Source organism: Pseudomonas sp. 2995-1 (assembly GCF_002742505.1).
In the GTDB taxonomy this organism is placed as follows: domain Bacteria; phylum Pseudomonadota; class Gammaproteobacteria; order Pseudomonadales; family Pseudomonadaceae; genus Aquipseudomonas; species Aquipseudomonas sivasensis.
The window spans coordinates 55,149-69,212 of record NZ_LJSA01000351.1 but is presented as its reverse complement, the minus strand read 5'-3'; the positions used below and the strand labels follow the sequence as shown (position 1 = coordinate 69,212).

Genomic DNA, 14,064 nt, shown 5'->3' with positions numbered 1-14,064 from the left:
CCAGGCAGGCGTTCCTCTTCAGGAGACTCCGATGTCCGTTGAGCAAGCCCCGGTGCAACGTGCCGATTTCGACCAGGTCATGGTTCCCAACTACGCACCTGCCGCATTCATCCCCGTGCGTGGCGCAGGCTCCCGTGTGTGGGACCAGGCGGGTCGCGAGCTGATCGACTTTGCCGGCGGCATCGCGGTCAACGTGTTGGGCCACGCCCACCCGGCGCTGGTCGGTGCGTTGACCGAACAGGCCAACAAGCTGTGGCATGTCTCCAACGTGTTCACCAATGAGCCGGCCCTGCGCCTGGCCCATAAGCTGATCGACGCCACCTTTGCCGAGCGCGTGTTCTTCTGTAACTCCGGCGCCGAAGCCAACGAGGCCGCGTTCAAGCTGGCCCGTCGCGTGGCGTTCGACCGTTTCGGTACCGAGAAGTACGAGATCATTGCCGCGCTGAACAGCTTCCACGGCCGTACCTTGTTCACCGTCAACGTTGGTGGTCAGTCGAAGTACTCCGATGGCTTCGGTCCTAAAATCACCGGCATCACCCACGTTCCTTATAACGACTTGGCTGCGCTGAAAGCCGCCGTGTCGGACAAGACCTGCGCCGTGGTGCTCGAACCGATCCAGGGCGAAGGCGGCGTACTGCCGGCCGAGTTGGCTTACCTGCAAGGCGCCCGCGAACTGTGCGACGCCAACAATGCGCTGCTGGTGTTCGACGAAGTGCAGACTGGCATGGGCCGTAGCGGCCACCTGTTTGCCTACCAGCACTACGGTGTGACGCCGGACATCCTCACCAGCGCCAAGAGCCTGGGCGGCGGTTTCCCGATCGCGGCGATGCTCACCCGCGAAGACCTGGCTAAGCACCTGGTGGTCGGCACCCACGGCACCACTTACGGCGGTAACCCGCTGGCGTGTGCGGTGGCCGAAGCGGTCATCGACGTGATCAACACCCCTGAGGTGCTGGCCGGCGTCAACGCCAAACACAACCAGTTCAAGGCGCGCTTGGAACAGATCGGCAAGCAGTACGGCATCTTCACCGAAGTGCGTGGCATGGGCCTGCTGATAGGTTGCGTATTGAGCGATGCGTTTAAAGGCAAGGCCAAGGACGTGTTCAACGCGGCCGAGAAAGAAAACCTGATGATCCTGCAAGCCGGTCCGGACGTGGTGCGTTTCGCGCCGAGCCTGGTGGTGGAAGAAGCGGACATCAACGAAGGCCTGGATCGCTTCGAACGTGCAGTAAAAACCCTGACGCAAGCCTGATAACTACACCTTCTGACGGCCGGACTGGGTCAAAAATGTGGGAGGGGGCTTGCCCCCGATAGCAGTCTGTCAGTTGATACATCCGGTGACTGATACACCGCTATCGGGGGCAAGCCCCCTCCCACATTGGAATATGGTTGTTCCAACTATGTCCGGTAATTTTCCCCTATGAGTTTTAGAGTTAAGGAGTGACACCATGCTGGTGATGCGCCCCGCGCAAATGGCTGATCTGGGCGAGGTACAGCGTCTGGCTGCGGACAGCCCGATTGGTGTCACCTCCTTGCCGGATGATGTGGAACGCCTCAGCGACAAGATCGCCGCCAGCGAAGCGTCCTTCGCGGCCGAGGTAAGTTTCAACGGTGAAGAAAGCTATTTCTTCGTGCTCGAAGACACCGAGACCGGCAAGCTCGCCGGTTGCTCGGCCATCGTCGCGTCGGCCGGCTACTCGGAGCCTTTCTACAGTTTTCGTAACGAGACCTTCGTGCACGCCTCGCGCGAGCTGAAGATCCACAACAAGATCCACGTGCTTTCCCAGTGCCACGACCTCACCGGCAACAGCCTGCTCACCAGTTTCTACGTGGTGCCCGAGCTGGTCGGTTCGCCGTGGTCGGAACTCAATTCCCGTGGCCGCCTGCTGTTCGTCGCCAGCCACCCCGAGCGCTTTGCCGACTCGGTGGTGACCGAGATTGTCGGCTACAGCGACGAGAACGGTGATTCGCCGTTCTGGGATGCCATCGGCCGTAACTTCTTCGACCTCAACTACGCCGCCGCCGAGCGTCTGTGCGGGCTGAAAAGCCGTACGTTCCTCGCCGAGTTGATGCCGCACTACCCAATCTACGTACCGCTGTTGCCGGACGAAGCCCAGGAAGCCATGGGCCAGGTGCACCCGCGTGCGCAGATTACCTTCGACATCCTGATGCGCGAGGGCTTCGAGACCGACCATTACATCGACATCTTCGATGGCGGCCCCACGCTGCATGCACGGGTTTCGGGGATTCGCTCTATTGCCCAGAGCCGCGTGGTTCCGGTGAAGATCGGCGAGATGGTCAAGGGTGTCGGCCGCCAATACCTGGTGAGCAACGCGCAGTTGCAGGATTACCGTGCGGTGATGCTGGAGCTGGACTACGCGCCCGGCAAACCGGTGACCCTGGACTTGGCAACTGCCGAAGCCCTGGGCGTTGGCGAAGGCGCGAGTGTGCGCTTGGTAGCGGTATAAAGACTGAGTTTCGCGGGTGGCTGACAACAGCGGCCCGTCTGAGGAGATAGCATGATCGTTCGTCCCGTACGCAGCAGCGATTTACCGGCCCTGATTGATCTGGCGCGCAGCACCGGCACCGGCCTCACGACCTTGCCGGCCAACGAAGAGCGCCTGACCCATCGGGTTGGCTGGGCGGAAAAAACCTTTCGCGGCGACGCCGGGCGTGGCGATGCGGACTACCTGTTCGTGCTGGAAAACGACGAAGGCCGCGTGGTGGGGATTTCCGCCATCGCTGGCGCCGTTGGCCTGCGTGAGCCTTGGTATAACTTCCGGGTGGGCCTGACCGTCAGCGCCTCCCAGGAACTGAACATTTACCGCGAGATTCCGACGCTGTTCCTGGCCAACGACCTCACCGGCAACTCCGAGTTGTGCTCGTTGTTCCTGCACGCCGACTACCGCAACGGCCTCAACGGTCGCATGTTGGCCAAGGCGCGCATGTTGTTTATCGCTGAGTTTCCGCAGTTGTTCGGCAACAAGATCATTGCCGAGATGCGCGGTGTGTCTAACGATGCCGGGCGTTCGCCGTTCTGGGAAAGCCTGGGGCGTCACTTCTTCAAGATGGAATTCAGCCAGGCCGACTACCTCACCGGCGTGGGCAACAAGGCGTTTATCGCCGAGCTGATGCCGAAGTTTCCGTTGTACAGCTGTTTCCTGTCGGAAGACGCGCGCAACGTGATCGGCAAGGTCCATCCGGACACCGAACCCGCGCTGAGCATGCTCAAGAGCGAAGGCTTCAGCTACCAGGGCTATGTCGATATCTTCGACGCCGGCCCGGCAGTGGAGTGTGAGACCAGCAAAATCCGTGCGGTGCGCGACAGCCAGTCGCTGGTGCTGGCCATCGGCACGCCGGGGGACGACGCCACGCCGTTCCTGATCCATAACCGCAAGCGCGAAGAGTGCCGCATCACCGCCGCACCGGCACGCCTGGCGGCAGGCACGCTGGTGGTCGATCCGCAGACTGCCAAGCGCCTGCAACTGGTGGTGGGTGATCAAGTGCGCGCTGTACCGTTGTCTGCTGCTCGGGAGTCGAAATAATGAATTCGCTGTATATCGCAGGTAGCTGGCTGTCTGGCCAGGGTGAGTTGTTTGAATCACGCAACCCGGTGACTCAAGACGTGCTGTGGGCCGGCAACGGCGCCACTGCCGAGCAGGTCGAGTCCGCTGTGCAGGCCGCGCGCCAGGCGTTCCCGGCCTGGGCCAAGCGTTCGCTGGAAGAGCGCATCAGCGTGCTGGAAACCTTCGCCGCGACCCTTAAACGTCGCGCCGATGAAATCGCCCGCTGCATCGGTGAGGAAACCGGCAAGCCGTTGTGGGAATCGGCCACTGAAGTCACCAGCATGGCCAACAAAATTGCGATCTCGGTGCAAAGCTACCGGGAGCGTACTGGCGAGAAGAGCGGCCCCCTGGGTGACGCCACCGCCGTGTTGCGCCACAAGCCCCACGGTGTGGTGGCGGTGTTTGGCCCTTACAACTTCCCTGGGCATTTGCCCAACGGGCATATCGTCCCGGCCTTGTTGGCGGGTAACACCGTGCTGTTCAAGCCGAGCGAGTTGACCCCCAAAGTCGCCGAGCTGACCGTGCAGTGCTGGATCGAAGCCGGTCTGCCGGCGGGTGTGTTGAATCTGCTGCAAGGTGCGCGGGAAACCGGTATCGCGTTGGCGGCCAACCCAGGCATCGACGGTTTGTTCTTTACCGGTTCGAGCCGTACCGGCAATCACCTGCACCAGCAGTTCTCCGGACGCCCGGACAAAATCCTGGCCCTGGAAATGGGCGGCAACAACCCGCTGGTGGTGGACGAAGTTGCTGATGTGGATGCGGCGGTCTACACCATTATCCAGTCGGCGTTTATCTCTGCCGGCCAACGTTGTACCTGCGCCCGTCGCCTGCTGGTGCCGGAAGGCGCCTGGGGCGATGCATTGCTGGCGCGGCTGGTGGCGGTGAGTGCGACGATTGAAGTCGGTGCGTTCGACCAGCAACCGGCGCCGTTCATGGGGTCGGTGATTTCCCTTGGCGCTGCGAAAGCGCTGATGGATGCCCAAGAGCTGATGCTGGCAAATGGCGCTGTCGCGCTGCTGGAAATGACCCAGCCGCAGGATCAGGCCGCGTTGCTGACCCCAGGCATCATCGACGTGACCGGCGTGACCGAGCGCGAAGACGAAGAACTGTTCGGCCCGCTGTTGCAGGTGATCCGCTACGCTGATTTTGAGGCGGCGATTGCCGAGGCCAACAACACCCAGTACGGCCTGGCCGCCGGTTTGTTGTCGGACTCCGAGGCGCGTTACCAGCAATTTTGGCTGGAAAGCCGCGCCGGGATCGTCAACTGGAACAAACAACTGACCGGCGCTGCGAGTACCGCACCGTTCGGTGGGGTGGGGGCGTCAGGCAACCATCGCGCCAGTGCGTATTACGCGGCGGATTATTGTGCGTACCCGGTGGCGTCGCTTGAAACGCCAAGCCTGGTGGTGCCGGCCACGCTAACCCCCGGCATTACGCTGATCTAAATGTGGGAGGGGGCTTGCTCCCGATGGCGGTGTGTCAGTTGATGAATCAGGTGACTGATCCACCGCTATCGGGGGCAAGCCCCCTCCCACAGGGGGTCAGTGGTGTATTCAAGTAATTTGATGCCTATAAAAACAGATGTTCGTGGAGCCTCGCCGATGAAATCCTATGAAGTCAATTTTGACGGTCTAGTGGGGCCGACCCATAACTACGGCGGTTTGTCCTTCGGCAACGTCGCGTCCCAGAGCAACAGCCAGCAGCATTCCAACCCCAAGGAAGCAGCGTTGCAGGGCCTGCAAAAAATGAAAGCCCTGATGGACATGGGCTTTGTGCAAGGCGTACTCGCGCCCCAAGAGCGCCCGGACGTGGCCGCCTTGCGCAGCCTTGGCTTCAGCGGGACCGATGCCCAGGTGATCCAGCAGGCGGCCAAGCAAGCCATGCCGTTGTTGGTCGCCAGTTGCTCTGCGTCGAGCATGTGGGTGGCCAACGCCGCCACGGTCAGCCCGAGCGCCGACACGGCGGATGGTCGCGTGCATTTCACCGCCGCCAACCTCAACTGCAAGTACCACCGCAGCATTGAACACCCGACCACCAGCCGCGTGCTGGGCGCGATGTTTGCTGACCAGAAACACTTTGCCCATCACGCCGCATTGCCGGCGGTGGCGCAGTTCGGAGACGAAGGCGCGGCCAACCACACGCGTTTTTGCCGTGAATATGGCGAGGCCGGGGTAGAGTTTTTTGTGTTCGGCCGCAGCGCGTTCGATCCCCGTTACCCTGCCCCCCAGAAATACCCGGCACGCCAGACGCTCGAAGCCTCCCAGGCCGTCGCCCGTCTGCACGGTTTGAAAGACGACGGCGTGGTCTACGCCCAGCAGAACCCGGCCGTGATTGATGCGGGTGTGTTCCACAACGACGTGATCGCGGTGGGCAACGGCGAAGTGCTGTTCTATCACGAGGATGCGTTCCTCAATACCGAACAGATGCTCGCCGAACTGCAAGGAAAGTTGGGCAAAGTGGGCGGCAACTTCCAGTCGGTGTGCGTGCCGCGCGCCCAGGTCAGCGTCGAGGACGCAGTGCGTTCCTACCTGTTCAACAGCCAGTTGCTGACCCGACCTGACGGCTCGATGCTGTTGATCGTGCCAGAAGAGTGCCGCGCCAATGAACGCGTGTGGCATTACCTGCAAGGCCTGACGGCTGCGGGTGGGCTGATCCGCGAAGTGAAGGTCTTCGACCTCAAGCAGAGCATGCAGAACGGCGGCGGCCCGGCGTGCCTGCGCTTGCGCGTGGCGCTGAACGAAACGGAACTGGCGGCCGTGAATCCAGGGGTTATCATGACCGCGCCGTTGTACGACACGCTGACCCAATGGGTCGACAAACACTACCGCGACAGCCTGCGTGAAACCGACCTGGCTGACCCGCAGTTGCTGCTTGAGTGCCGGACGGCACTGGATGAACTGACGCAAATCCTTAAACTGGGCTCGGTTTATCCTTTCCAGATCAATTAACGCCGCACGGCTGAGAACTATTTTATGACCACCGACACCCTGAAGCTGATCCTTGAAGACACCGACGGCACCCAGCTGGAAACCTCCTGCACCCGCGTCGCCGTGGTCTGGCAGGGCAAGGAAATCTGGATCCAGCACGACGGCCGTGGCCAACTGCTGATCGGTGTGGACGTCGAAGAAGGCGATGCCGAATACGCCAACCTGCTGATGCGCCCACTGGCCACCAACCTGATGAGCCTGCAGCTGGAAATGGAACCGGCCGACGTTGAAGGTGATGACGACGATCACGTCCACGGCCCAGGCTGCAACCACTAAGGAAGCTGCGTATGCTCGCCCTCGGCAAATTGCTTGAACTGACCCTCGCCGGTCGTGAACCGGCGCAAAAAATTCAATCGACTGTCGACGGCGTGCAGATGCGCTGGCTCAGCGAGGGCGCGCTTGAAGTGCGTCCTCCTGAAGCACGGGACAATGGCAGCGACCTGCTGCTGTCGTCCGGCATCCATGGCAACGAAACCGCGCCTATCGAACTGCTCGACCGCTTGTTGCATGGCATCGCCCGTGGGGAGATCAAACCCCGCACTCGTATTCTGTTCCTGTTCGGCAACCCCGAGGCGATGCGCCGCGGCGAGCGTTACCTCGAACTGGACGTCAACCGGCTGTTCAACGGCCGTCACGAAAAAAACATCGGCCCCGAAGCCATGCGCGCCGCCGAGCTTGAACAACTGGCCCGTAGCTTCTTCAGCCAGCCTGGCCGTTCGCGCCTGCATTACGATTTGCACACCGCCATTCGCGGCTCGAAGATTGAGCAGTTCGCCCTGTACCCCTGGAAAGACGGGCGCCAGCATTCGCGTCGCGAACTGGCGCGTTTGAACGCTGCCGGCATGGAAGCGGTGCTACTGCAGAACAAGACATCGATCACCTTCACGGCGTTTACCTACGAGCAACTGGACGCCGAAGCTTTCACCCTGGAACTGGGCAAGGCGCGGCCATTCGGGCAGAACCAAGGGGTGAATGTTTCCCGCCTGGAGCTGCGCCTCAAACAGATCATCGAAGGCACGGAGCCTGAGACTGACAGCCTGGACGGGTTGAAACTGTTCGCCGTGTCGCGTGAAGTCATCAAGCACAGTGATGCTTTCCTGCTGCACTTGCCGGCTGACGTGGAAAACTTTTCGGAATTGGAAAAGGGTTATCTGCTGGCCGAAGATGTGGCCAAGACGCGTTGGGTGATCGAGGAGGAGGGCGCACGCATCATCTTCCCCAACCCTAAGGTGAAGAATGGTTTGCGGGCAGGGATATTGATTGTGCCGACCACGGACGCTGGCCTGGCATAGGTCTCAAGGCGTAACCGGATGCAAATGTGGGAGGGGGCTTGCCCCCGATGGCGGTGTCTCAGCTACAGATGAGCTGAATGACACACTGCTATCGGGGGCAAGCCGCCTCCCACATTTTGTTTTGCAGTGTTGCTTAGACCGCTACCGCCCGTGGCTCGCTACGACGGATCGCCCGTACCTTGTGCAGGGTATCTGCGCAGGTCTTCGCCGCTTCCTGGCCCTTGTGCACAAAGTGATCATGGAAGAACGCGTGGTGCTCGCTGCCCGCGTGGAAGTGATGCGGTGTCAGCGATACCGAGAACACCGGCACTTCAGTTTCCAGCTGCACCTGCATCAGGCCGCTGACCACCGATTGGGCGACGAATTCGTGACGGTAGATGCCACCGTCCACCACCAGCGCGGCGGCAACGATACCGGCGTAACGACCGGTCTTGGCCAGTAGCTTGGCGTGCAGGGGCATTTCAAAGGCGCCGCCGACTTCGAAGAAATCGATGTCCGATTCCTGGTAGCCCTGGGCGATCATTTCGGCGAGGAAGCCTTTACGGGATTGGTCGACAATATCCTTGTGCCAGCAGGCTTGGATAAACGCGACGCGCTCGCCGTAGTGGTTTTTGCTTTTGCTGTCGATAGCGGTGGGTTGCATGTTCTGACTCCTGTTTAAGAAAAAAACAGGGCGTTATGAATCGAATGGGATTTAAGGGTACGCATGCGTCAATAGGCGCGCGGCCCTTAGGTCTCAATCCCGTTCTCTCTTCATCCGGACTATGACCGTCGGCCCCGGGATCACACCGGGTCTGCTGACCTTGTCGCCGTCCCGCGTGAGCAGTTCGAGGCGCCAAGCGCTCGCGGGCTATACACATTGCGTGTAATTACCGCCGGTGGGGAATTACACCCCGCCCTGAGAACGTTGCCACCAGAACCCTGGCGGCGGGGAGATTTTTAACATGGTTTTTCAAAAACTGCACGGACGCCGTATCGATAACCTATATCGGTTTGTTTGGTTGGTATTCGATTGAATGCAAACGGGGCTTGATATTCCGGGGCTTTGCCCGCAGTAATCATCGATAAAAGGACGTACTCAACCTGTTAGAGGCCTGTTTCATGACCGTGATTGACCTGCGCAGCGATACCGTGACCCAACCCACCCCCGGCATGCTGGACGCGATGGCCACTGCCGTCAGCGGCGATGACGTCTACGGTGAAGACCCCAGCGTCAATCTGCTGGAAGCTGAATTGGCCAAGCGCCTTGGGTTTGCTGCGGCGTTGTTCGTGCCCACCGGCACCATGAGCAATCTGCTGGCGTTGATGGCTCATTGTGAGCGCGGTGAGGAATATATCGTCGGCCAGCAGGCCCACACCTACAAATATGAAGGCGGTGGGGCAGCAGTGTTGGGTTCGATCCAGCCCCAGCCGTTGGAAGTGCAGGCGGATGGCTCCCTGGATTTGAACCATGTACGGGACGCGATCAAGCCGGACGATTTCCACTTCGCCCGCACCCGCTTGCTGGCTCTGGAAAACACCATGCAAGGCAAAGTGCTGCCCTTGGAATACCTGGCCCAGGCGCGGGCGTTTACCCGTGAACATGGCTTGGCCCTCCATTTGGATGGCGCGCGAATCTACAACGCGGCGGTCAAGCTTGGGGTGGATGCGCGGGAGATCGCCCAGCATTTCGATTCGGTGTCGGTGTGCCTGTCCAAGGGGCTCGGTGCCCCCATCGGCTCGGTGCTGTGCGGCTCTACGATGTTGATCGCCAAGGCCCGGCGTTTGCGCAAGATGGTCGGTGGCGGTATGCGCCAGGCCGGTTCCCTGGCTGCGGCGGGGCTGTATGCCTTGGATCATCAGGTGCAACGCCTGGCTGATGACCACTCCAACGCTCAGTGGCTGGGCGAAGAGCTGCGCAAAGCGGGGTATGAGGTCGAGCCGGTGCAGACCAACATGGTCTACGTGCAGATCGGCGATCAGGCCCAGGCCTTGAAGGCCTTTGCTGCCGAGCGCGGGATCAAGTTGAGCGCCGCGCCACGCCTTCGTATGGTCACTCATCTGGATGTCAGCCGGGCGCAGATCGAGCAGGTGCTCGCGACATTCGTCGAATTTTCGCGCAAATGATCGTGCAGACCGTCTAATTGAGCGTTTCTATCGCATAAACACGCTGTACCCCCGGCAAAGGGCCGATATAATGCGGCCTTTTGCCGTCGCTCCGTCTGATGATGTTGCGCACTGGCCTTTGGCCGCAGCCTCCGTGGAAGAACCTAATGAAAAGCGCAGAAATCCGTGAAGCCTTCCTTCGCTTCTTCGAAGAGCAAGGTCACACCCGTGTCGCCTCCAGCTCTTTGATCCCAGGCAATGACCCAACCCTGCTGTTCACTAACGCGGGGATGAACCAGTTCAAGGACTGCTTCCTGGGCCAGGAAAAGCGCGCCTACACCCGCGCCACCAGCAGCCAGAAGTGCGTACGTGCCGGCGGCAAGAACAGTGACCTGGAAAACGTCGGCTATACCGCCCGTCACCACACGTTCTTCGAAATGCTGGGTAACTTCAGCTTCGGTGACTATTTCAAAAAAGATGCGATTACCTTCGCCTGGACCTTCCTGACCGGCGTGCTGAAGCTGCCAAAGGAAAAACTCTGGGTCACCGTCTACGCGACGGACGATGAAGCGTATGACATCTGGACCCAACAAATCGGTGTGCCTGCCGAGCGCATGATTCGCATCGGCGACAACAAGGGCGCGCCTTACGCCTCCGACAACTTCTGGACGATGGGCGATACCGGCCCATGTGGCCCTTGCACCGAGATCTTCTACGATCACGGCGCCGACATCTGGGGTGGCCCGCCGGGCTCGCCGGAAGAAGACGGCGACCGTTACATCGAGATCTGGAACAACGTATTCATGCAGTTCAACCGCACCGCCGATGGCGTGTTGCATCCGCTGCCGGCGCCGTCGGTGGACACCGGCATGGGCCTGGAGCGGATCAGTGCGGTGATGCAGCACGTTCACTCCAACTATGAAATCGACCTGTTCACCAACCTGCTGAGCGCGTCGGCGGCGGCCATTGGTTGCGCCAATGAGGGCCAGTCTTCGCTCAAGGTTGTGTCGGACCATATTCGTTCCTGCGGCTTCCTGATTGCCGACGGTGTGCTGCCGTCCAACGAAGGCCGTGGCTATGTGCTGCGCCGCATCATTCGTCGAGCCTGCCGCCACGGTAACAAGTTGGGCGCCACCGGCAGCTTCTTCTACAAAATCGTTGCCGCCTTGGTGGCCGAGATGGGCGAAGCGTTTCCAGAACTCAAGCAGCAGCAGGGCAACATCGAGCGCGTGCTCAAGGCTGAAGAGGAGCAGTTCACCAAGACGTTGGAGCACGGTCTGAAGATCCTGGAACAGGACCTGGCTGAGCTCAAAGGCACCGTGGTGCCGGGCGATGTGGTGTTCAAGCTTTACGATACCTATGGCTTCCCGATGGACCTGACCGCTGACATCGCCCGTGAGCGCGAGCTGACCATTGATGAAGCTGGCTTCGAACGTGAGATGGAAGCCCAGCGCGTACGTGCTCGCTCCGCCAGCTCCTTTGGCCTGGACTACAACACCCTGGTCAAAGTTGATGTGCCTACCGAGTTCACTGGCTACAAGGCGACCCTTGGCTCGGCCAAGATCGTTGCCCTCTATAAAGATGGCAAGTCGGTCGACGTTCTAAATGAAGGCGACGAAGCCGTTGTGGTCCTGGACCAGACGCCGTTCTACGCCGAGTCGGGCGGCCAGATCGGTGACTGTGGTTTCCTGAGCTCGACATCGGGTCGTTTTGAAGTGCGTGACACCACCAAGACCGGCGGTGCGTTCCTGCATCACGGCGTGTTGGTGCTGGGCAACTTGACGGTCGGCGCGCCAGTGGACACGCAGGTCGATGCCGAAGTACGGCATGCAACCGCCTTGAACCACTCGGCCACTCACTTGCTGCACGCTGCATTGCGTCAGGTGCTGGGTGAGCACGTCCAACAGAAGGGTTCGTTGGTCGATAGCCAGCGTCTGCGTTTCGACTTCAGCCACTTCGAAGCGATTAAACCGGAGCAGATCAAGGCCCTGGAAGATATCGTCAATGCACAAGTGCGCAAGAACACCCCGGTTGAAACCGAGGAAACCGATATCGAGACCGCCAAGGCCAAGGGCGCCATGGCACTGTTCGGCGAGAAGTACGGCGACAACGTGCGCGTACTGAGCATGGGCGGCGACTTCTCGGTGGAACTGTGTGGTGGTATCCACGCCAACCGCACGGGCGACATTGGCCTGCTGAAGATCATCAGTGAAGGCGGTGTGGCCTCCGGTGTGCGACGTATCGAGGCGGTGACTGGCGCTGCGGCCCTGGCCTACCTCAATGCGGCCGAAGAACAACTCAAGGAAGCGGCCAGCCTGGTCAAGGGCAGCCGCGACAACCTGATCGACAAGCTGTCCGCCGTGCTGGAGCGCAACCGTGCTCTGGAAAAACAGCTGGAGCAGTTGCAGGCCAAGGCAGCCAGTGCGGCGGGCGACGATCTGTCGTCTTCTGCGGTGGACGTCAAGGACGTGAAAGTCCTGGCGGCGCGCCTGGATGGTCAGGATGGTAAGGCGCTGTTGGCCCTGGTCGATCAGTTGAAGAACAAGCTCGGCCGCGCAGTGATCCTGCTCGGCGGTGTCCATGAGGATAAGGTCGTTCTGGTTGCCGGTGTAACCAAAGACCTGACTGGCCAACTCAAGGCCGGTGATTTGATGAAGCAAGCCGCCGCGGCGGTGGGCGGGAAGGGCGGTGGTCGTCCGGACATGGCGCAAGGCGGTGGTGTCGATGCCGGTGCTCTGGATGCGGCCCTGGCCCTGACCGTGCCGTTTGTCGAGGCAGGTATTTAAGGCGCTGTTAACTGGCCCGTGGTCTAGTCGCGGGCTTGTTCGGTGCTGGTTGATTGGATATTTAGGCGCCCCTTTACGGGCTGAGGCGGCTTAGAAATGGCTTTGATCGTACAGAAATTTGGAGGCACCTCGGTCGGCTCTGTCGAAAGAATCGAGCAGGTTGCCGACAAGGTTAAGAAATTCCGCGATGCTGGCGACGACCTGGTGGTGGTGCTGTCGGCCATGAGCGGCGAGACCAATCGCTTGATCGAGCTGGCCAAGGCAATCAGTGGCGACCAGCAACCGCTCCCGCGTGAGCTGGACGTGATCGTCTCTACTGGTGAGCAGGTGACCATCGCCTTGCTGGCCATGGCCCTGAACAAGCGTGGCGTGCCTGCGGTGTCCTACACGGGCAGCCAGGTGCGTATCCTCACCGACAGTGCGCACACCAAGGCGCGCATTCTGCAGATCGATGATCAGAAAATTCGCACTGATCTGAAAGCTGGCCGCGTGGTAGTTGTAGCGGGCTTCCAGGGTGTGGATGAACACGGCAACATCACCACCCTCGGGCGTGGCGGTTCGGACACTACCGGCGTGGCTCTGGCGGCAGCTCTCAAGGCTGATGAGTGCCAGATCTACACCGATGTGGATGGCGTCTACACCACTGACCCGCGTGTCGTTTCCGTGGCCCAGCGTCTGGACAAGATCACCTTCGAAGAGATGCTGGAAATGGCCAGCCTCGGTTCCAAGGTTTTGCAGATCCGCGCGGTGGAGTTCGCCGGCAAGTACAACGTTCCGCTGCGCGTATTGCACAGCTTCAAAGAGGGTCCGGGCACCCTCATTACTATTGATGAAGAGGAATCCATGGAACAGCCGATTATTTCCGGCATCGCTTTCAACCGCGATGAAGCCAAGCTGACGATCCGTGGCGTGCCAGACACCCCGGGCGTGGCCTTCAAGATTCTGGGCCCGATCAGTGATGCGAATGTTGAAGTCGACATGATCGTGCAGAACGTCTCGCACGATAACACCACCGATTTCACGTTCACTGTGCACCGCAACGAGTACGATGCGGCATTGAAAATCCTGGAGAACACCGCGAGCGAGATTGGCGCCCGTGAAGTGGTCGGCGATATCAAGATTGCCAAGGTGTCGATCGTGGGTGTGGGCATGCGTTCCCATGCCGGCGTTGCCAGCCGTATGTTTGGGGCTCTGGCCAAGGAAAGCATCAATATCCAGATGATCTCCACGTCTGAAATCAAAGTCTCGGTAGTGATCGAAGAGAAGTACCTGGAGCTTGCTGTGCGCGCGCTGCATACCGCGTTTGAGCTAGACGCTCCGGCCCGACAGGGCGAGTGATGTAGTGCCA

At 60.4% G+C, this 14,064-nt stretch carries 11 protein-coding genes and 1 riboswitch; of the genes, 10 read left to right on the top strand and 1 reads right to left on the bottom strand.

What is annotated here, in order from left to right; all coding sequences use genetic code 11:
- Positions 1-31 precede the first annotated feature (31 nt).
- The 7 genes from AOA61_RS13970 to astE all read left to right on the top strand — a co-directional run bounded on the left by AOA61_RS13970 (position 32) and on the right by astE (position 7,845).
- Positions 32-1,252, top strand: coding sequence for an aspartate aminotransferase family protein (locus AOA61_RS13970; protein WP_095185704.1), 1,221 nt, complete (start codon positions 32-34; stop codon positions 1,250-1,252).
- Positions 1,253-1,448: 196 nt separating this feature from the next.
- Positions 1,449-2,468, top strand: coding sequence for an arginine/ornithine succinyltransferase subunit alpha (gene aruF / locus AOA61_RS13965; protein WP_032886753.1), 1,020 nt, complete (start codon positions 1,449-1,451; stop codon positions 2,466-2,468).
- Between the two features lie 51 nt (positions 2,469-2,519).
- Positions 2,520-3,545 carry an arginine N-succinyltransferase gene (gene astA / locus AOA61_RS13960; protein ID WP_032886754.1) on the top strand — a complete coding sequence of 342 codons (1,026 nt, stop codon included), beginning with the start codon at positions 2,520-2,522 and terminating at the stop codon, positions 3,543-3,545.
- Positions 3,542-5,011: a succinylglutamate-semialdehyde dehydrogenase gene (gene astD, locus AOA61_RS13955; protein WP_164444890.1), complete on the top strand. Its 1,470-nt coding sequence runs from the start codon at positions 3,542-3,544 to the stop codon at positions 5,009-5,011. The genes astA and astD overlap by 4 nt, the downstream gene beginning before the upstream one ends.
- Before the next feature lie 156 nt (positions 5,012-5,167).
- Positions 5,168-6,514 carry an N-succinylarginine dihydrolase gene (astB, locus tag AOA61_RS13950; RefSeq protein WP_095185702.1) on the top strand — a complete coding sequence of 449 codons (1,347 nt, stop codon included), beginning with the start codon at positions 5,168-5,170 and terminating at the stop codon, positions 6,512-6,514.
- A gap of 24 nt (positions 6,515-6,538) precedes the next feature.
- Entirely contained in the window at positions 6,539-6,829 is a 291-nt protein-coding gene (locus AOA61_RS13945; protein ID WP_003214319.1) for a hypothetical protein, read from the top strand.
- An 11-nt stretch (positions 6,830-6,840) separates the two neighbouring features.
- On the top strand, positions 6,841-7,845 hold the full coding sequence (astE, locus tag AOA61_RS13940; RefSeq protein WP_032886757.1) for a succinylglutamate desuccinylase: 1,005 nt from the start codon (positions 6,841-6,843) through the stop codon (positions 7,843-7,845).
- A 133-nt stretch (positions 7,846-7,978) separates the two neighbouring features.
- On the opposite strand, the gene AOA61_RS13935 is transcribed toward astE, so the two are convergent.
- On the bottom strand, positions 7,979-8,488 hold the full coding sequence (locus AOA61_RS13935; protein WP_095185700.1) for a 6,7-dimethyl-8-ribityllumazine synthase: 510 nt from the start codon (positions 8,486-8,488) through the stop codon (positions 7,979-7,981).
- A gap of 97 nt (positions 8,489-8,585) precedes the next feature.
- A riboswitch (FMN riboswitch) is annotated at positions 8,586-8,755 on the bottom strand.
- A gap of 191 nt (positions 8,756-8,946) precedes the next feature.
- Here AOA61_RS13935 and ltaE point away from each other — a divergent pair.
- The 3 genes from ltaE (at position 8,947) to AOA61_RS13920 (ending at position 14,054) form a co-directional block, all read left to right on the top strand.
- Positions 8,947-9,951, top strand: coding sequence for a low-specificity L-threonine aldolase (ltaE, locus tag AOA61_RS13930; protein WP_099601982.1), 1,005 nt, complete (start codon positions 8,947-8,949; stop codon positions 9,949-9,951).
- A gap of 146 nt (positions 9,952-10,097) precedes the next feature.
- Entirely contained in the window at positions 10,098-12,716 is a 2,619-nt protein-coding gene (gene alaS, locus AOA61_RS13925) for an alanine--tRNA ligase (protein ID WP_032886760.1), read from the top strand.
- 96 nt (positions 12,717-12,812) lie between these two features.
- Positions 12,813-14,054 carry an aspartate kinase gene (locus AOA61_RS13920; RefSeq protein WP_032886761.1) on the top strand — a complete coding sequence of 414 codons (1,242 nt, stop codon included), beginning with the start codon at positions 12,813-12,815 and terminating at the stop codon, positions 14,052-14,054.
- Positions 14,055-14,064: the final 10 nt, after the last annotated feature.